Annotated in this window: 17 protein-coding genes; 13 read left to right on the top strand and 4 right to left on the bottom strand. The window is 42.3% G+C overall.

Going from position 1 to position 19,335, the window contains the following annotated elements; genetic code table 11:
• Positions 1-17 precede the first annotated feature (17 nt).
• From SIN01_RS15635 to brnQ, 3 genes are all read right to left on the bottom strand, one after another.
• Complete coding sequence (locus SIN01_RS15635) at positions 18-203, bottom strand: helix-turn-helix domain-containing protein (protein ID WP_141305917.1); 186 nt, start codon at positions 201-203, stop codon at positions 18-20.
• A 577-nt stretch (positions 204-780) separates the two neighbouring features.
• Entirely contained in the window at positions 781-1,014 is a 234-nt protein-coding gene (locus SIN01_RS01580) for a hypothetical protein (RefSeq protein WP_141305918.1), read from the bottom strand.
• 320 nt (positions 1,015-1,334) lie between these two features.
• Entirely contained in the window at positions 1,335-2,681 is a 1,347-nt protein-coding gene (brnQ, locus tag SIN01_RS01585; protein ID WP_010023806.1) for a branched-chain amino acid transport system II carrier protein, read from the bottom strand.
• 428 nt (positions 2,682-3,109) lie between these two features.
• Here brnQ and SIN01_RS01590 point away from each other — a divergent pair, with 428 nt between their 5' ends.
• On the top strand, positions 3,110-4,498 hold the full coding sequence (locus SIN01_RS01590) for an FAD-dependent oxidoreductase (protein WP_237760106.1): 1,389 nt from the start codon (positions 3,110-3,112) through the stop codon (positions 4,496-4,498).
• A gap of 212 nt (positions 4,499-4,710) precedes the next feature.
• Here the strand turns inward: SIN01_RS01590 and SIN01_RS01595 are convergent, their stop codons facing one another.
• Complete coding sequence (locus tag SIN01_RS01595) at positions 4,711-7,134, bottom strand: Xaa-Pro dipeptidyl-peptidase (protein WP_010023811.1); 2,424 nt, start codon at positions 7,132-7,134, stop codon at positions 4,711-4,713.
• A gap of 218 nt (positions 7,135-7,352) precedes the next feature.
• Here SIN01_RS01595 and SIN01_RS01600 point away from each other — a divergent pair, with 218 nt between their 5' ends.
• The 12 genes from SIN01_RS01600 (at position 7,353) to SIN01_RS01655 (ending at position 19,304) form a co-directional block, all read left to right on the top strand.
• Complete coding sequence (locus tag SIN01_RS01600) at positions 7,353-7,973, top strand: DUF5052 family protein (RefSeq protein WP_010023812.1); 621 nt, start codon at positions 7,353-7,355, stop codon at positions 7,971-7,973.
• Positions 7,974-8,054: 81 nt separating this feature from the next.
• Positions 8,055-9,005 (top strand): tRNA (adenosine(37)-N6)-dimethylallyltransferase MiaA, encoded by a 951-nt coding sequence (gene miaA, locus SIN01_RS01605; RefSeq protein ID WP_010023813.1) that lies wholly within the window; start codon positions 8,055-8,057, stop codon positions 9,003-9,005.
• Between the two features lie 205 nt (positions 9,006-9,210).
• Complete coding sequence (gene hfq, locus SIN01_RS01610) at positions 9,211-9,447, top strand: RNA chaperone Hfq (RefSeq protein ID WP_010023814.1); 237 nt, start codon at positions 9,211-9,213, stop codon at positions 9,445-9,447.
• Between the two features lie 260 nt (positions 9,448-9,707).
• The gene (locus SIN01_RS01615) at positions 9,708-10,670 is read left to right on the top strand and encodes an AAA family ATPase (RefSeq protein ID WP_010023815.1); all 963 of its coding nucleotides are present in this window, start codon (positions 9,708-9,710) and stop codon (positions 10,668-10,670) included.
• 15 nt (positions 10,671-10,685) lie between these two features.
• The gene (gene hflX / locus SIN01_RS01620; RefSeq protein WP_047034767.1) at positions 10,686-11,936 is read left to right on the top strand and encodes a GTPase HflX; all 1,251 of its coding nucleotides are present in this window, start codon (positions 10,686-10,688) and stop codon (positions 11,934-11,936) included.
• 5 nt (positions 11,937-11,941) lie between these two features.
• Positions 11,942-13,222, top strand: coding sequence for a methionine gamma-lyase family protein (locus SIN01_RS01625; RefSeq protein ID WP_010024988.1), 1,281 nt, complete (start codon positions 11,942-11,944; stop codon positions 13,220-13,222).
• A 102-nt stretch (positions 13,223-13,324) separates the two neighbouring features.
• Positions 13,325-13,711 carry a MerR family transcriptional regulator gene (locus tag SIN01_RS01630; protein ID WP_010024990.1) on the top strand — a complete coding sequence of 129 codons (387 nt, stop codon included), beginning with the start codon at positions 13,325-13,327 and terminating at the stop codon, positions 13,709-13,711.
• Between the two features lie 63 nt (positions 13,712-13,774).
• Positions 13,775-15,109, top strand: a complete 1,335-nt coding sequence (gene glnA / locus SIN01_RS01635) for a type I glutamate--ammonia ligase (RefSeq protein ID WP_047034766.1) — start codon at positions 13,775-13,777, stop codon at positions 15,107-15,109.
• Positions 15,110-15,188: 79 nt separating this feature from the next.
• Positions 15,189-15,422 (top strand): hypothetical protein, encoded by a 234-nt coding sequence (locus tag SIN01_RS01640; protein ID WP_010027761.1) that lies wholly within the window; start codon positions 15,189-15,191, stop codon positions 15,420-15,422.
• 88 nt (positions 15,423-15,510) lie between these two features.
• Positions 15,511-16,869, top strand: coding sequence for an amino acid permease (locus SIN01_RS01645; protein WP_141305919.1), 1,359 nt, complete (start codon positions 15,511-15,513; stop codon positions 16,867-16,869).
• Between the two features lie 1,204 nt (positions 16,870-18,073).
• Complete coding sequence (locus SIN01_RS01650) at positions 18,074-18,676, top strand: ECF transporter S component (RefSeq protein ID WP_010025392.1); 603 nt, start codon at positions 18,074-18,076, stop codon at positions 18,674-18,676.
• Between the two features lie 82 nt (positions 18,677-18,758).
• A complete protein-coding gene (locus SIN01_RS01655) occupies positions 18,759-19,304 on the top strand; it encodes a DUF6944 family repetitive protein (protein WP_010025391.1) in 546 nt (181 codons plus the stop codon).
• The last annotated feature ends 31 nt before the right edge of the window (positions 19,305-19,335 follow it).

A 19,335-nucleotide genomic window follows, 5' to 3' on the forward strand; every position in this document is an offset into this window, starting at 1 on the left:
TTAAATACTTTGTTTTCTTATACTTTCCTACCAGTGTAAAGAAAGCGGGCAGAGCCCATGCGTTGATGGAAGAAGGTGACCTGTTCTTTGTTTGGATATAGTCTAAACGTGTAGGCTTTTATCTGGATCATGGGCTCGCCCGCCTGCTTAGGAAATCCTTTTATACACGAATTATAGCATGAACACTTGGTCTGATCAATCATGACTATTGTCAATAGTAACGAGACACTAAAGAAAGCGATTCATCTTACCGCTTAGCTTCTCGCAAAGCTCGAAGCGGGAGACTTCTCGCCAAAATGTTGGTTAAAAAATAGATATGTATGCCGCCTAAGCGGCTGGATTAAATAAATCCTTTATTTCCTTCTTTTTGCAGCCATAAATAATTCCTCCAAAATGTTTTTTATATGTGAACTCAATTGAGTAAACATCAATTATTTTTTGAGTTTTTTACCTCATAATCATGAGTAGGGGCATCTACGTGAGATAGAATTGAAGAGTGTTGATCAATCCTTTTTCCAAGTTCTGCGTGAAATGCCGTGAACGAAAACATTTGCAGTAAAGGCAACGTTCCTTTCATAAAAAAGCAGGAACGAATGTTCTTTTATGCGCAAAAATAAAAGCCCGGAAAGGGCAAAAGAAACAATTTATTTGATCTCCTCTTCCTTTTCTCTTGAATCTACAGTCTCTATTTAGGGCGCAAATTCAAGCGTTAAAAAGTCTTCAAAAATCACACAGATGTGACAGCAGTGATTGTGCATTTCTAACCATGATCTTATCAAGTCAGTTTGAAGCAAGCTCAATCAGTTTTAAACGCGTTTCCATGGAGATACAAATAAAGTCTAAAATGGGATCCGTAATTTTAAAAACATCCCACCACTCGCCGGAGATCAAAGTGACGCCAACCAGACTTTTGGAATCGCTAATCATGGATGAAAGACCTTCTGAAAAATGTTGCACTTCCCATTGTGTTAATAGACCTTCGTCAAGCACTTGTTCAATCGTATAAATTTTCATATATATCGCCTCCTGATATGTATGTAGGAAACGGCAATTTGAAATGGTTAAAGAAATTGAAAAAAAATAATATTTTTTTCGTGGGTTCTGTGCACGTGTTTTTGAGAAAGCTGAAAAGACTTGATGCTCTCACATTTTTTCCATAAATCAATTGATGAATCATTGCGTAAAGTTCCTTAAAGGATAAGAGTTCGTGGCCGGAACTTTTGGATTGAGTGCAGCATGGATGCGTTCCCAGGCTAATGAATGGTTCTTTCATCAAAAACAAAAACAGCTGTTAAGTTATTTCAACAGCTGTTTTTGATTAAATGAAGTTTCAGTTAAGCCTTATTGGGCTGAAAATAATAGACAGCTAATCCGATTAGGCTACCGATTGTGGCCGGTACGAGCCAGCCTAATCCCAAACTATAGAGGGGCAGTACCTGCACGTAGAATCTGGCAACACGGTCTAGAAACATGTTTTGTGTCCATGGGACCATTGTGATCAGCGTATTGTATCCATCAATCAAACTGATGGTTAATGTTAGAAGAACGGCTGAAAAATAAACGGTTGAGCTGTTATGGAACCTATTTGCAAAAAGGGTCAGCAAAATGAGTACAATGGCAACTGGATAAACAACCATTAAAACGGGAACGGCCAGCTTCACAATGTTGGTTAAGCCAACATTCGAAACAATGAACGAAATGCAGCTAATGGCGACAACAAATTTTTTGTAGCTGATTTGCGGCATCAGTTCATGAAAAAATGTGCTGGATGATGTTACGAGCCCGATGCTCGTCTTCATACAAGCCAAAATGATGATCGTAGCAAGTAGCAAGCCGCCAAATGTGCCGAAGTAATGATGCGATACGGCGCCAAAAACAAGGCCGCCGTTTTCGAGCAAACCGACCTGAGCAACACTTGTCCCGCCGATGAAGGTGATGCAGCCATAAATCACCATCATAAGAATCATGGCAACGAGACCGGATTTCAAGGTGACTTTGGCAATCTGTTTTGTACCCGTGACGCCACGCAGCTTAATTGCATTGATGACAACAATACCGAATGCAAGCGAGGCAAGCGCGTCCATCGTGTTGTAGCCTTCTTTAAATCCAGTGGTGAAGGGTTGCGAAGCATAGGCTCCTTGGGCGTTGCCAAAACCGCCCATGGGATGAATCAATGCGACAAGAATTAAAAGAAACAGAACTAGCAAGAAAATCGGTGTTAAATATTTTCCAATATAATCCATAGCCTTTGCAGGATTTAGTGAAAAATAGCACACGCAAGCGAAGAATAGGAAACTGAATAGTCCCAACGCCAAAATCAATGATGAGGAACCGACATAGGGTTGAATGCCTACCGCGAAAGGCACTGTAGCCGTTCTGGGAAGCGCAAAAAGCGGCCCAATGATTAAATAAAGGCAGATCGAAAAAATGATCCCAAAAATCGGATGCACACGGCTGGCGATATCTTTTACCCCGTCGGTACCGGATAGTCCAACTGCAAGAATACCGATAAAAGGCATTCCGATTGCAGTGGTAAGAAATCCAGCTAAAGCGAGCCAGTAATGTTCACCGGCAAGCTGGCCAAGTTGGATCGGAAAGATTAAATTGCCTGCACCAAAAAACATTCCGAACAACATGATGCCAACCATTAAATAGGTTTTGGTCACTTTTGAAATGGACACAATAAAACTCCTTTTTATTTACTCTGCGGGTTAGGATTGCGTTCACTGATCAATCGATTGAATAAACCGTTACGAGCATAACCATGTGAATTATAGCACGTACTTTAATATACTAAAACAAATTGCCAATCTATTTATCTAATTGAATGATTAGAATAATACAGAAACTTGTCATTCAATGGAGGACAGACATAGATCTATTTTGCTTATCTATTATCAATAATAAATAATGATTATCATTATTTCCTTGGAATGTTTAATGAAAATAGGATAGAAAAACAAATTTATCGATAAGCAGATTAGTTTTATTATAAATAAATATTTGTTACTATCTAAATGAAGCAAAATGAGAAGCTTAAGTGAATCAGACTTAGGGACTTTATCTTTCCTTTGCTTCTCTATATAAATCTCATACCATTTACAGGAGGATGAATCATTTGAATATTGTTGTTGTCGGAACATCGCATGGTGGGTATGAAGCGGTAAAAACAGTCTTAGAAAACTATCCAGATGCTAAGGTTAAATTGTTCGAGCAGTCGGATAGGGTATCCTTTTTGTCTTGCGGCATCCAGTTGTACTTAGAGGGCGCCGTTCAGGACATCAATTATATTCACTACGCAACAAAGGAAGGCTACAGCGACCAGGGCGTTGATGTCTATACCCGTCATCAAGTAACGGGATTAGATCCTGATCTGAAGATGATCCATGTGAAAAATCTTGATACAAATGAGACTTATGATGAGACTTATGATAAATTAATTTTGGCTCCGGGTGCGACACCGCGTAAACTCCCATTTAAAGGAAATGATCTTGATAATGTTTATTTCTTACGCGGGAGAGAATGGGCACTCAAAAGTAAGGCGAAGATTGAGGATCCGAGCGTTTCTGATGTTGTGGTTATTGGCAGTGGCTATATCGGCATTGAAGTCGTTGAGGCCTATGCAAAAGCTGGAAAGAAAGTCACAGTTATTGACGTGACGGATCGGATTTTGCCGACTTATTTGGATCATGAATTCACGGACATCCTCACAGCGGATCTCCAAAAGCATGGCATTAATGTACGCACGGGCGAATTTGTTCAGGAAATTCAAGGCCGAGATGGAAAAGCATCTGCGGTCATTACTGATAAAGGCACTTACCCTGCCGATCTTGTTGTTGAAGCAGCAGGCGTTGTACCGAATACAGATTGGTTGAAAGAAACGTTGGACCTCAACAGTAATGGCACTATCGTTGTTGATGCTTATCAAAAAACAAGTGCACCGGATGTGTTTGCTGCCGGTGATGCATGCATGATCCGCTATAATCCAACGGGTAAAGAAATGACTATTGCCTTGGCAACCAATGCACGCCGTCAAGGGGTTGCAGCAGCCTTAAATCTTGAGAAGCCTACGCTGAAAATCGAAGGGGTTTCTGGGACTTCAGCACTCTCGTTGTTTGATTATAAATTCGCGACTACAGGGATTAAAGATGCGACAGCAGCAAAGAGCGGTTTGGAAACCAGCTCGGTATTCGTTACCGATTACTATCGACCGGCATTTGTTCCTGGAACGGAAAAAATCTATATGAAATTGACTTATGAGGTAGGCAGCAATCGCATTGTTGGTGCACAGTTGCTGAGCAAACATGATATTACGGCAGCAATCAATACACTTTCTCTAGCGATTGCAACGAAACAAACAACGCAGCAACTAGCTTTTGCTGATTTCTTCTTCCAACCTGAATTTGATCAGCAATGGAACTACCTCTGCGCGCTCGCCCATGCTGCTATAGGCAAGCAAAAGAGATTCAACCGGTGGCGCTGTAAACAAACGCGTTGATCGTGGAATCAGAACACTATTCCTCTCTTAAAAGAATGAAGCTAAGGGGGTTTCTGAAGCAGCATGGATTAAAGCGACAATCACTAGAGGCGATTGTATCAACAGGGGCGCTTAGGCGTTATGTACCCATGCGCGTCATGCATAAATCTTTAACCGATTAAGAAGAGGGTGTCTCATCGTCATAGACGATTGAGACACCCTCTTCTCTTCTTTTATTGAAAGGGTACATCAAGATGGCAGTCGGACAAGTCGATTGAGTAGCGCACCGCTTGATTGCCGCGAACCGTCATGGCAAAATCGGTGGCATAGATGATCAATCCGAGCTGGTGACCGGCAGCCAACTTGTGAAAGGTGGGTTGCAGCGGGACGTCAAAAGTGAAGAACTGGTTTGGCATCAGCTCATTAACCTTCCATGGGTTCTCCCGGTTTTGCAGATTAAGATGCCCTTTTGTAATCATCTTAAACGGCGTTGGGAATTTAGCCAACGTGAATTCGCGGAGTGTATCCTCTCGCCAGTTGCAGCCTAATTCCATGCGTTGAATCGGAGTTGGCGATGGGTTGAATCGTTTCTCTTCGCCGAAATCGATCAGTTGAAAGCTGAGCATTCCAAACGGTTGATTCGACGCTGCTTTGACATGGATGGTAACTTTTCCGTCTATTATTTGAGCTTTTTCAAATGGCGCGGATTTAAAAATTAAACGATTCGCACGTAACGCTTGTTTTTGATTCGAAATAAGCTCATTTTCCCACTGATCGATATGTTCTGTGTAACGTTCAAAATCGTCTTTTGGTGAATCGTCTTTAAATGATTGAATAGAGTCGCTGCTGCATTCCTCCGTCAATGTTCCAGGCGCGAGGTGGAAAACCGTTTTGTCAGAATTAGGATTCGACCAATCCGAGTATGTGGTCCATGTTTCAGGTACTAGATTGTCTTGTACAATCACATTCGGCAGCACCTCTTTTGCACCATTTTGCACGCCATATAATTCATGACTAATCCAAAGATTGATCATATCCGTATAGTCGATCGAACGAAATGCATTGATATAGATGTGCTGACCTTGGTGCAAGATGATCTTTTTACTTACCGGGACATTTCTTAAGCCTTGCCATAACGCCTCAACTTGGCCGGGTTTCACGTTCCAGTCATTTAACCCATGAATCATTAATACATCACATTTAATCTTAGTGATGTCTTTGCGGTAATTGCGTGCATCCCAGAAGGTCGTGTAGTTACCTGATTCTCGATCCATGGCTTGTGCCATCTGATCCATTTGTTTCGTAAAAAAGTCCTTGATGCGCAGGATGTAATCTGCTGGCGCTTTCATGCGACTTTGGGTTTCAATTGCCAAAACATCAGCATCTTCTCCTGGAAAACCACCGGGTGCGATAACGAGCCCGCCTTCACGATAGTAGTCATACCATGAGGAAATCGCTGCTTCTGAAATAATTGTTTTTAAGCCGTCAACACCGGTGGTCGCTGCTGCAGTTGCAAGCGTTCCTAAGTAAGAGCGACCGGTCATTGCTACAGATCCATTGCACCACCATGCCGAGATGGCGATGTTGTCGGTACGGTTGGTAAACGCGCGCCGCTTCCCATTTAACCATTCGATAACATTTTTAGTCGCTTCCGTTTGCTGCGGATCACCGCAGGTTTGAACGCCGTCTGAATCCAGTGTACCGATTCCGGCAGAGTAAACGGCGGCAAATCCGCGGACAAGAAAGTAATCATTTAATGTATAAGAATGCTCACGGCTGAACGTCTCGGCGGCATGTCTGGTCTCGCCGGTTACAACGCGGGGGGCAGGCAAGCTGTGCTTTTCTTTGCGATAAGCAATTTCCTGATAGGTAAGGCGGTTTGGTTTCTTCGCTTGCAATGGGACATTGACATCATGCATCGCTCTGCTACCTGCTTCATGGTTTATTCCCTGATTATAAGGACTTGCTGTAAAAAGAGCAGGTACGCGTAACCCGTGTTCCGTATCTGAAGGGCGCAGGATTTCGACCTTGAGCAAGTCACGCTGCCCATCACAATCGGAATCAACAGAGGACTCCACATAAACGACTTCACGAACCAATTTTGCAGGATCAAATACCGCTTGTGCTTTCCCGTTAAAAAATAAAGGCTTTTCGCGCACCGGCAGATCATAAAAAGGGATAAAGTAACCTTGATTTGTTAAACGATCAAGAAAGGTTTGGCCGTTTTTTGTATGTGTTGTTAAGAGAAGATACCAGGCGTCCAGCAGCTGATCCTTGTGCCAATTGTCATTTGTTTCAATGGTCGGAAGCTGCATTCGGTGCATCGCTTCGAGCGGGTTATCGATCGCAAAATCCTCTGTAACGAGGAACTCAAGCAGCTGAAGCGCGACTAAGTAGAAGATTTTTGTTGTTACTGGTTGCTTCGAATCGAAATAGTCTTTGAGGTCTAAGCTTGGTGTTGCTAAATAGTTTTTCAGTTTGTTTGTAAATGAACCGTTGTCTTTCGTTGTTAAAAAAGCTTTACGTAACAAAAGCTGGTAGACTTCTGTTGGAGAGGTCACACAGGTCATTTGGTCATCGTAGAAATGAATGGCTTTTAGCTCAGCAACAACCGTCTCATGATCAGCAGTGAGCCTGGCAAATTGATTGTTCTTCATAAAGATTCTCCTTGTTACATTATTGTAGCCATTATACCATTATCTGCCTGTTCCTTAGAGATGCAATCCATTTGTTAACTAAATCCCATTATCGCTTTTAAAGGATCATTTTGTTTTTTGCCATTAATCTCTGTCTGGAGTCTGATGACAAAGCACGTTCATGCATTTAAGGTTAAAATAGGCTTATAGTTTTGTCTGTAGAATGGGAGAGAAATGCATTGTTTAGAAAACGAAAAATGGTATTCCTATGTTTGATATCCGTCTTGAGCTTGGCGATGCTTGCCGGATGCCAGGTGTTTGACTTTTTCACAACACAAGTCGAAGGCAATTTAAAAGGCTTAAATGTGACGATGCAGACGTATGATGCCGACGGCCAGCCGATTGATACGATTAAAGGTGTTTCAGGAGCGATTAAACGGGACAGTACCTTCGATCGAACCAACGAGAAAGGGGAAAAGACAAAAGAATCTTCGGTATTAAATATAACAATTGGAGGAAAACAAGTGCTTCATGTTGGCAGTACCTTAATCATGTATGAGAAGGGACTTCAAGACGTGATGAACAAACTGCCGCAAAAAGTACTTGTCACGAACCAAGACCGCAGCTTGCCATTTGTAAATCGGATGGTTAATCAATTTCACAACTATTTTGATGGACGCTCAAAAATAGTCTTAATTCGTTCACAACTGGGGAAACCCATTGCAACATTTGCAGGAAATCGCGTTTCGTATTTTGCTACGGACGTCCCCAATTCCACCGGACTTATTATAGATGGGAAGTATTTGTTTATCTATCGATGCGATTTCACGATGTATGATACTTCACTTATTGAGCGTTAATCCTTTTCATGGTAAGCGTGAGGTGCAGTGCGGATGAAGAATGTGCTATACTGAGTCCACTAATTATCCGGGAGTAATTCAATGAGTACAGCAACAATTGTGATTGTGGGTCCAACCGCAGTGGGCAAAACAAAATTAAGTATTGACTTGGCAAAACGATTAAACAGCGAGATCATTAATGGAGACGCGTTTCAAGTTTATCGAGGGATGGATATTGGTACAGCAAAAATATCGAAAGAAGAAGCTGAGGGAGTGCCTCATCATCTGATTGATATCTGCAGGCCGGAGCAGCCCTATACAGCTGCAGATTACCAACAGGATGCGCGGCGGGTCATTGAAAAAATAAGATTGGAAGGTAAACCACCAATTCTTGTCGGTGGAACCGGTTTCTATATAAAAGCAGCGCTGTTTGACTATCAGTTTTCTTCAACAGGCGCAAATCCGGCGTATCGTCGGCAGCTTGAGCAAATTGCAGAGTGTAAAGGTAAGGGCGTACTTTTTGAACGATTAAAACAAGTTGATCCAGTTGCTGCAAAACGGATTCATCCGAACAATCTCGTTCGAGTGATCCGCGCCTTGGAAGTTTACCATGAAACCGGAAAACCCTTCAGCTTACAAGAATCTGATGAAACAGTTCGCCCGCTCTACCCGTACCTCTGTATCGGTTTATCGATGAATCGCCAATTGCTCTATCGCCGAATCAACGAACGGGTGGATCAAATGATTCGTGAAGGCCTTGTTGATGAAGTTCATGAGCTGTATACCCGAGGACTAAAAGATGCGCAGGCAATGCAAGCAATCGGCTACAAAGAGTTTATTCCTTATTTCGAAGGAAGGACAACGCGTGAAGCATCCGTGGAACAATTAAAAAAGAATTCGCGCCATTACGCAAAAAGACAATTCACTTGGTTTAAGCGTCAGATGTCTGTGGATTGGTTCGATATGTCGGATGCTTTAGTCAACTTTGATGCCAAGTCTGAAGAAATTTACCGATTTGTTCTGAGAAAATTGGATGAGCACTCAGATTCGTGAATTTTTCTAACATTTTTTGGTTAGATTCTTAACGTCATCTTTGCAAATGATGGAAAGATAAAATATAATCTTAATTGTAGATCTTTCTGACTAGACTCATGAATTCCTTCTCAGAAAAAAGATCAAGCAAGTAGAGTAGCGTGTGCAGGATATTCTATAAATTAAATCGAACTAGTTTTTTTAGAGAGAAAAGAGGAGGAATAAAATGAAACAGTCAATTAACATCCAGGATACATTTTTGAACCAGTTGCGTAAGGAAGGAACATTTGTGACGGTTTTTCTAGTTAGCGGCTTTCAATTGAAAGGAAAAGTGAAAGGATTTGATAATTTCACGGTACTGCTGGACAGTGAAGGAAAGCAGCAATTGATTTTTAAACATGCGATTTCAACATTCACTCCTTCGAAGCCAGTAAATTGGACCAGTCAAGACGAGGAGTCATGATAAATTCTGCGAAGACAGCGGCCGCGCTGTCTTTCTTTTGTTTCCTGAAAATTTCGCTCCCATAAGAACGATGATGCGCTCTGTTGCATAGGGTGAAGCACTTCTGAATCTGTCCGCTGTTTCATAAACTAGAGCAGTCCAATCTATTTTTGTCTATTGCCGTAATTAGGCAATTGTCACGAGACACCCTGCTGATGTATATACCTATAAAAGCAGGCAGAAGAATGTGCCCAGTTCATCAACAGAGAGGTGATCGGATCATGCGAGAAGCCTATACATTTACCAAAAAGAGCCAGATCAATGTGGTCTTTAATCAAAAACCGCAGAAGACGCCGCCCGTACATTTCCCAATCGAAGAACGACTAGCTCATGAACCATTGGAAAAATTGGAACATAAACTTGATCGTTTAGTCGGAATGGATCAGGTGAAACTCATGGTGCGTGAACTCTATGCATGGCTATATGTTTATCGCAAAAGGCAGGAAGTGCAGTTAAAGGTCAAAAAGCAATCCTTTCACATGCTTTTCAAAGGAAATCCGGGTACTGGAAAAACAACCGTAGCGCGATTACTGAGCGACCTGTTTCATGAGATGGAAATATTGCCCAAAGGTCAATTAATTGAGGCAGAGCGAGCTGATCTGGTAGGAGAATATATCGGACAAACCGCACAGAAAACAAGGGACCTGGTTAAACGAGCGCTTGGCGGAGTATTATTCATTGATGAAGCCTATTCGCTCTCGCGCGGCGGAGAAAAGGATTTTGGCAAGGAAGCAATCGATACGTTAGTAAAACAAATGGAAGATCATAAAGATGAGTTTGTACTGATCCTTGCTGGTTATTCTGATGAAATGGATGAGTTTCTAGGAATGAACCCAGGTCTGCCTTCGCGTTTCCCGATCATCATGTCCTTTCCGGACTACTCCGGCGTCGAACTGCTTGATATCGCAAAACAAATGCTTGATGACCGCGAATACACAATGACGGTTGAAGCACAGAAAAAATTCCTTCGTCTTCTGCAACGGAAGGTACAGGCTCAAGAACCGCATTTTAGTAATGGGCGTTTTGTTCGCAATGCAGTCGAAAAAATGATTCGCCAGCAAGCAGTTCGCCTAGTGAGAGAAAACAGCTTTGATCGTGATGCGCTCATGACAATAAGAGTTTGTGACCTTATGGTAGACGATTCTGATCATCCGATCATTAGTCAAATGGGTGAAGGCGAGTGAAAAGAGAGGTACACTATGGAACATGTCATTCTTGCAGCATGTCAGCTTCCTCATCAATCGGATGAGCATTTCCAATCATCGCTTGATGAACTGGAAGCATTGGCGAAAACTGCCGGCGGTGAAGTGATTGCCGTCGTCACACAGAAAAGAGCAAAAATTGATGCTGCAACCTATATTGGCAGTGGTAAAGTTCAGGAAATTGCTGCACTAGCAAAACAGCTCGAGGCAAATACTGTTATCTTTAACAGCGAACTGTCCCCAGCGCAGCAAGGCAGACTTGGTGCTTTGCTTTCTGCAAAAGTGTTGGACAGGACTCAGCTCATTTTAGATATTTTTGCCGTTCGCGCGCGCTCTCGTGAAGGAAAACTTCAGGTTGAGCTTGCTCAGCTTAAGTATCTGCTGCCGCGGCTAAGCGGTATCGGGCAATCGCTCTCGCGGCTCGGGGGCGGCATCGGCACACGTGGACCTGGCGAAACAAAGCTGGAAAGCGATCGTCGTTACATACGCAGCAGAATGAAGGATATCAGCCATCAGTTAAATGCGGTGGTCAGTCATCGGCAGCGCTACAGGGAACGAAGGCTGTTAAATAATCAGTGCCAAATTGTTCTTGTCGGTTATACGAATGCCGGAAAATCAACACTGTTTAATCAATTGACTGAAATGCAGACCTACGCAGAAAACAAACTGTTCGCAACACTAGACCCATTAACCCGGAAAATGAATTTACCGAATGGATTCACTTGTCTGCTATCCGATACCGTTGGGTTTATTCAACAGCTTCCAACTCAGTTGATTGCAGCCTTCCGTTCGACCTTGGAAGAAGTCACTGGAGCGCAGCTGATTGTGCATGTACTTGATGCGTCAAGTCCGGATGTGGCCGAACATGAGAAAACGGTGTGCAAATTGCTTCGGGAACTTGAAGCGGATGACTTGCCGATGCTGACCGTATATAATAAAAAGGATTTATTGCAAACCCCGTTTATCGTTCCTAAAGGTGCTTTGCTCGTTTCAGCGCGCGATATCAATGATCGAAAACGGATTCTTGAAGCGATCGAATCACAGATTATGCAGCAGATGGTTCCATTTCATACCAAAATACGTGCCTCAGAAGGAAAACTGTTAAGTAGTATTAAGCTCAATGCTATTTTAAAGAAACAGACTTTCGATCAGAAGGCACAGATGTATGAGATTGAAGGTTTCGTGTATCCGGAAACTTCGATTGCAGCAAAACTAAACCAGCATCAAGGATCAGCAGATAAGGAGTAGACAGCATGTTTGAAACACTCGCCTATGGCGAAGAATTGACGAAACTTGCGGCCGTTATAGATGAACAAGTTACACAGCAACTCAAGGCGGCGGACGCAACTGCACTAGAGAATCAATATCGCGTTTTATCAAGTTTTAAGAATAATAAAATAAGCGATGCTCATTTCAACGGAACGACAGGCTATGGATATGATGATTTTGGGCGAGCCGGTATTGAATCGGTTTATGCTAACTGTTTCGGCGCTGAGTCTGCACTCGTCCGTTCACAAATGATCTCCGGAACTCATGCGATTACGACCGCTTTATTCGGTATCCTCAGACCCGGTGACGAGTTAATGTACATAACTGGCAAGCCTTATGATACTTTGGAAGGCGTTATCGGCCTTACAGAAGAAAGCCATGGGTCTCTAAAAGATTTTGGCGTCAGCTTTCGGTATGTTCCCTTAAAAAATGGATGTATTGATACGGAAACGGTAAACCACATGATTGCACCAAATACAAAAGTAATTGGCATTCAACGTTCTTGTGGTTATGACCAGCGCCCGTCTCTTCATGTCGCGCAAATTGGAGAAGCGATCGCTGCAATTAAAAAGATCCACCCAAGTATTATCATCTTTGTCGATAATTGCTATGGAGAATTTACCGAAACGAAAGAACCCTGTCATGTAGGTGCTGATTTAATGGCAGGATCGTTGATTAAAAATCCCGGTGGAGGATTAGCGGAAGCAGGCGGCTATATTGCAGGGAAGAATGAGTTGGTTTCACTTTGTGCAGAACGACTGACCGCACCCGGTCTGGGAAAAGAAGTGGGGCCTTCACTGCAACATCTGAAAGGTCAGTATCAAGGCTTTTTCTTAGCGCCGCATATGGTCGCTCAAGCGGTTAAAGGTGCTGTTTTTACATCCGCAATGATGGAACGACTGGGTATGGAGACAGCTCCATCTTGGGAACAAAGACGTACGGATTTGATTCAAAGTGTAACTTTTCACGATCCGGATCAGATGATCACGTTCTGTCAGGCGATCCAAATGGCATCACCGATTAATGCCCATGTTATGCCTTATCCAAGTCCAATGCCGGGCTATACGAGTGAGGTCATCATGGCTGCGGGAACCTTTATTCAAGGAGCCAGCTTGGAATTGACCGCAGACGGTCCGATTCGGCCCCCTTACACACTTTATGTGCAAGGCGGACTGACGTTTGAACATGTGAAAACAGCTTTAATTGTTGCCGTAAATCATTTGCTTGAAAAAAAATTGCTTGATCCAACGAGAATAAAGTTGTGACAATATTATGAAATGCAACTCATTTACTGTAAGATAACCTAACACCAATTGACAACTAATAGGCGGATAGATATAATGTAACCAAGAAAGGGGCGAGGCGAAATGGCTGAAAATGTACGCCGCTCTATGCCTTTGTTCTCAATGGGTATCGTGCAAAAGTTGACAGGGCTGACTGCTAGGCAGATCCGCTACTATGAGGAAAACGATCTCATTCATCCCGAGCGTAGCGATGGAAATCGCCGCGTCTTTTCTTTCAATGACGTTGATCGACTTCTAGATATAAAGTCGCTGCTTGACGAAGGGGTTAATTTAGCAGGAATCAAACGTGTTCTCAGTGAAAAGCCCGTGGAGGCGAATACTCCGGCTCATGGAAAGAAGTCAATGTCCGAGGCTGAGTTGATGAACTTTTTGAAATCTGAACTTGTTCAATCCGGCAAGTTCGGCAAAACTTCGTTAATACAAGGAGAGTTGTCCCGATTTTTTCGGTGATCGCTGCCTGTGTATATAATTTTTGAAAGAAAATAGACATTTATATTGGGGAGGATCAAGAGAATGGCAAAGTTTACAAAGGAAGACATTATTTCTAAAGTGAATGAAGCAAATGTAAAATTTATTCGTTTGCAATTCACCGACCTGCTTGGGATTATCAAGAACGTGGAAATTCCGGTAAGTCAACTTGAAAAAGCGTTGGATAACGAAATTATGTTTGACGGTTCTTCGATCGAAGGATTTGTTCGGATCGAAGAATCGGACATGCTTCTGTATCCGGATTATGACAGCTTCGTCGTATTCCCTTGGACCGCAGAAAAAGGGAAAGTTGCGCGTCTGATCTGCGATATTTATAAACCCGATCGCACGCCATTCCCAGGAGATCCTCGTTCGGTGCTGAAAGCTCAATTAGCCGAAATGGAAAAAATGGGTTTCACATCGTTCAACATCGGGCCAGAACCTGAATTCTTCTTATTCAAAATGAATGATGCAGGCGAACCAACTCTCGAATTAAACGATAAAGGCGGTTATTTCGACCTTGCTCCTACTGATCTTGGCGAAAACTGTCGCCGTGATATCGTCCTTGAGCTCGAAGATATGGGCTTTGAAATTGAAGCCTCTCACCACGAAGTGGCTCCTGGACAGCACGAAATCGACTTTAAATACGCTGATGCAGTAAAAACTTGCGATAACATCCAAACGTTCAAATTGGTTGTTAAGACGATTGCCCGCAAACATGGCTTGCATGCGACCTTTATGCCGAAACCTTTGTTTGGTGTAAATGGTTCGGGAATGCATTCGAACATGTCGCTCTTCAAAGGCAAAGAAAATGCATTTTATGATGCCAACTCTGAGGATGGTTTGAGCGATACAGCAAAAGCATTCATTGCAGGTGTTTTGGAACATGCCCCGGCATTTACTGCAATCGCTAACCCAACGGTTAACTCGTATAAACGTTTGGTGCCAGGCTATGAAGCACCGAGTTACATTGCTTGGTCCTTGAGCAACCGCAGTGCTTTGGTTCGTATTCCTGCATCACGCGGTCTTGGTACACGTATCGAAGTGCGCAGCGTCGACCCAACGACCAACCCTTACCTCGGCATGACTGTATTGCTTGCAGCCGGACTCGATGGCATTAAGAAAAAATTGGCACCTGCTGCTTCCGTTGATCGAAGCATTTATGTGATGAATGATCAAGAACGCGAAGAACTTGGTATTCAAGAATTGCCAGCTTCTCTGAAAGATGCAGTAACAGCATTGAATAAGGATGAAGTAATCACAAGTGCATTAGGGGAACATACCATCTCACACTTCAATGACGCAAAAGAAATTGAGTGGGATATGTTTAGAACGCAAGTACATCCATGGGAACGCGAACAATACATGGAACAATATTAATCAATCAAGAACTCTGAAACCCCTTGAGCCGTACGGCTTTAAGGGGTTTTTGTCTGTTTAGGGAGAGGAGGGGCATTTCTTGAAAAAATCAAAAGAATATTTTCAAACGCACCCAAAAATTTCTTGTTTTGTAAATAGTATTATTATGATCCTTTTCGTTTGGCTTGTACCATGCTATGTATTTGGAAATAATAAATCAAGTTATATTTTGGGGATAATTTCGGCTTTGCTCATTGTGAATATTCTCGGAGCATTTTGGTACCCCTGGTTTACAATTAAAGGAAAAACAAAAAGGCCAGAAGACAATGATTGAGTATTTGCGTCCTTGATTCGTGCTCTTTCTTACAGTTATAATTACAGTTATGTTACATAGAGAAAACAACAGAAGGATGAGTTTAAAAATGAAATTAAAAAGAGGCTTGAGTGCACGCCATATTCAAATGATTGCGTTAGGCGGCACAATTGGTGTTGGTCTTTTTATGGGATCAGCCAGTACGATTAAATGGACAGGACCATCCGTATTGCTTGCTTATGCAATAAGCGGACTGTTTATTTTCTTTATCATGCGTGCGATGGGCGAAATGCTGTATGATGAACCGAGTACAGGTTCATTTGCAAAGTTCGGCTATGCGTATATTCATCCACTAGCGGGTTATTTGACTGCCTGGAGCAACTGGTTTCAATGGATCATCGTGGGGATGTCGGAAGTGATTGCTGTAGGTAGTTATATGAAGTTTTGGTTTCCTGAACTACCTGCATGGATTCCCAGCGTCATTGCAGTACTTATACTTGGAACGGCAAATCTAGTTTCCGTTCGATCATTCGGTGAATTTGAGTTTTGGTTTGCAATGATCAAAGTAGTGACGATCGTATTAATGATTATTGCCGGTCTCGGTTTAATTTTCTTTGGACTAGGAAATGGCGGCAAAGCGATCGGTTTAGCAAATTTATGGGCACATGGGGGATTTTTTACCGGTGGATGGAAGGGGTTTTTCTTTTCCTTATCTCTCGTTATTGCCGCTTTTCAAGGGGTTGAGCTTATTGGAATTACAGCAGGCGAAGCAAAAAACCCACAAAAAACGCTTACTCATGCAATTCAGAATATTATTTGGCGGATTTTAATTTTTTATTTAGGCGCTATATTTATCATTGTAACGGTTTATCCGTGGAATGAGCTTCAATCACTTGGCAGTCCTTTTGTCACTACGTTTTCAAAAATCGGCATTACAACCGCAGCTGGGATCATCAACTTTGTTGTCATTACCGCAGCTTTATCAGGTTGCAATAGCGGGATTTTTAGTGCCGGCCGCATGCTTTATACACTTAGTGCATTGGGGCTAGCGCCTAAGTATTTTATGAAAACCTCACGTTCTGGTGTGCCGTTATACGGAACCATTGCAGTACTGATCGGATTGGCAATCGGAGTTGCGTTAAACTATCTTGCGCCGGATCGAATTTTTGTTTATGTATATAGCGCAAGTGTCTTACCGGGAATGGTTCCATGGTTTGTCATCTTAATCAGTCAAATGCGCTTTAGAAAGCTCAGAACGAATGCAGAAAATGCGAATCATCCATTTAAGTTACCGCTTGTGCCCTTCTCAAACTACACGACGATCATTTTTTTGATTGTCATCTTAATTGGGATGGCATTTAATCCGGAAACACGTTTATCGCTTGTTGTGGGAGTTGTTTTCCTAGCACTTATTGTGATCAGTTATTATGCGTTCGGGCAAAACAGGAAAAAAACGACGACAAAGTAAGATCCGTTAACCTGCATTTCACTAATCTGTCCTTAGGATGTCTAGAGTAACCATTTCCCCTGTTTAGGAATATCAAATAATGACCATACTGTTTCCCAAAGGGTTGCTCGAAACATTGCTGGAAAGGATGGATCAATGAGAATGAAACAACCTGTTCTTTCACGTCCAGAACGACTGACTTGGAAGCAGAAAGTGAAAACAGCTAAACTCTTTGTTAATATATACCGAAATAATCGTAAAGATTTATCGGCCTTAAGTTCTATTGCTGTTGCGCTGCGTCATTGTTCAATTATTTGTAACGATGAGTCTTATCGCTCAAGAAAATAGACTGTTTCCTTTATCAAAGCAGTGCTGCCTATTAGCAATACTGCTTTTGCATTTTCGTTTGAATACGGGCTAACCGTTGAAAAACAGGAAGAACGTTCAGGGTCAGATGCGGGATGATGCGTGACCCCGCACAAAATATGCGGGGTTACGCATCATAAATTCGTTGTTGGTGCGTGGAAAAATGAGCTATGATATTAATGGTTGATCGATAGGATCGATTGTTAGTAAATTTAAGGTGAATCAATAGCGAAACTTCTGTAAATCCGACCCCAAATACTTAATGATTCAATCGTACGACGAGCCCAAGTACGTTTGATGTTTCATTTTTCCTCTCTAACTTTAATTCCCATCCGAAGTAAATTGGATTTGCATGACCGATCGCAGGATTCACCTTAATTTATTATTAAGAGATTTTTGATGATCGATAACGAAACCCAATGTTATTGTTGTCATTTGAACTAAAAAGGTGGATGTTGAACCTTTAGCAATAACTCCCAAAACACTATTTTATGGATCCCGATTGCAGGGATCTTTTTTTACAGGATAAGAAAGTATGGGATTATTGGTCACGCAAAAGACTGTACATCAAAAGCGCAGGTGCTCTGGCGCCCGCGGCAAGCGAACAACCGAAGCGACGATTCAGCACCGAAAAGATACGAGCCCATCAAACATGGTTGGAGATTAGGGACCAGGCGCTTTTTGCCCGGTTTTTCTTAGTAGCCTGAATGGGGGATTTCTTACAGCTTAACACTAGTTAAAAAGATTAAGAATGAAAAGCACATTGTTTAAACATAAGTTTTTCTTTGTTTTCGATAAACCAAGCTTTATAATTCAATTAAAACACTTTTTGTTAGAAAAACAAACTAAGGAGATTACCATGAGAAACGAGAGCAAGAATGCCACTTATCGCTTAGTTTTACTAAGCATATTTACCGCTATTATCCTTCTGCAAAACTTTGTTCCATTTCTGGGCTATATTCCAATGGTTGCTTTAAGTCTCACGATTATCCACATTACGGTAATTATCGCAGCAATTGTTCTTGGACCAACTGGCGGTGCTATTATTGGCGGCGTATGGGGAATGACTACTTTTATTCGCGCATTTACTTTTCCAACTAGTCCTGTTGCGCCCATTGTTTTTACGAATCCGCTCATTTCTGTTTTTCCTCGTATCATGATCGGGATTATTTCCGGGAATGTGTACCTGAAGCTAAAAAAAATGGGATGCCCACACTATGTCAGTATGTCGATTGCATCACTGCTTGGCGCTTTGACGAACACGGTTCTCGTGCTGGGATTGATTTATTTATTCTATCGACAACCCTATGCCAATGCCTTGCATATGGACGTCACCCAGTTGCTGCCAGCGCTATTAGCCATTGTGTTTACAAACGGTATTGCCGAAGCAGTAGCGGCATGTATTATTGCACCAACCGTTGCAACTGCAATCCTTAAAGCAAGAAGCAAGACCGCTTCATAACCAATGGATCTGACAAAACTCCATTCAGTTGTTGCGTGCATATGAAGGAGTAATGCCATTGGGAGAAGGAGGTGGGATCTCTGTGAATAGAAAAGAATTATCAGAGGATTTCGCACTCTTATCCATTACGATTGGAAAAGTGATGGCTGCTATCGGCCAGACGCCGATTAAAACGCTGGATCGCGAAACTCAGGATCAATTAATCCTTTTAGGCAGCATCATCCAAGTTGGGGCAGGTGCGGCACTTATTGATCTCGCCTCCAATAACCCGTCGAAACAATTAGGACTGGCGCTTACCGTTATTGGTTATGGCTCTTTTGTTCTTCAGTTTATTCGAGACGAAGATGATGATCGTATCTTGTTGAAACGGGCAATTTCCTCGAATCTTAAAGAAGTATTGGCATCCTTTGTTGTAGCAACCGATCCAATTTTTTGGAGAAAGATGTATCGGATTATTGGCACCCTGTTGGTATGTATCGGTAACTCTATTCAAGTCATGGGGAGAAATCGTTTGCTTACGAAAGGCGAAGATTATACTTTGTTTGATCATTTGGTCACCTTTGGAACTTGGATGGAAGCAGGAGGATCGGCAATACTTACACTCGGGACGATTGATGAAACACTTTAATAGAAATGAAGTTAAAAATAAGGAGGACATC

Origin of the sequence: Sporolactobacillus inulinus (assembly GCF_006539285.1) — a bacterium.
GTDB lineage: Bacteria > Bacillota > Bacilli > Bacillales > Sporolactobacillaceae > Sporolactobacillus > Sporolactobacillus inulinus.

Excerpts from the sequence above, each read along its gene's own strand:
- SIN01_RS01590 (WP_237760106.1), top strand. The coding sequence starts at position 3,110 with ATGAATCATTTGAATATTGTTGTTGTCGGAACATCGCATGGTGGGTAT.
- SIN01_RS01645 (WP_141305919.1), top strand. The coding sequence starts at position 15,511 with ATGAAATTAAAAAGAGGCTTGAGTGCACGCCATATTCAAATGATTGCG.
- SIN01_RS01630 (WP_010024990.1), top strand. The coding sequence starts at position 13,325 with ATGGCTGAAAATGTACGCCGCTCTATGCCTTTGTTCTCAATGGGTATC.
- SIN01_RS01615 (WP_010023815.1), top strand. The coding sequence starts at position 9,708 with ATGCGAGAAGCCTATACATTTACCAAAAAGAGCCAGATCAATGTGGTC.
- hfq (WP_010023814.1), top strand. The coding sequence starts at position 9,211 with ATGAAACAGTCAATTAACATCCAGGATACATTTTTGAACCAGTTGCGT.
- SIN01_RS01595 (WP_010023811.1), bottom strand. The coding sequence starts at position 7,134 with ATGAAGAACAATCAATTTGCCAGGCTCACTGCTGATCATGAGACGGTT.
- glnA (WP_047034766.1), top strand. The coding sequence starts at position 13,775 with ATGGCAAAGTTTACAAAGGAAGACATTATTTCTAAAGTGAATGAAGCA.
- SIN01_RS01580 (WP_141305918.1), bottom strand. The coding sequence starts at position 1,014 with ATGAAAATTTATACGATTGAACAAGTGCTTGACGAAGGTCTATTAACA.
- miaA (WP_010023813.1), top strand. The coding sequence starts at position 8,055 with ATGAGTACAGCAACAATTGTGATTGTGGGTCCAACCGCAGTGGGCAAA.
- SIN01_RS15635 (WP_141305917.1), bottom strand. The coding sequence starts at position 203 with ATGATTGATCAGACCAAGTGTTCATGCTATAATTCGTGTATAAAAGGA.
- SIN01_RS01625 (WP_010024988.1), top strand. The coding sequence starts at position 11,942 with ATGTTTGAAACACTCGCCTATGGCGAAGAATTGACGAAACTTGCGGCC.
- hflX (WP_047034767.1), top strand. The coding sequence starts at position 10,686 with ATGGAACATGTCATTCTTGCAGCATGTCAGCTTCCTCATCAATCGGAT.
- SIN01_RS01650 (WP_010025392.1), top strand. The coding sequence starts at position 18,074 with ATGAGAAACGAGAGCAAGAATGCCACTTATCGCTTAGTTTTACTAAGC.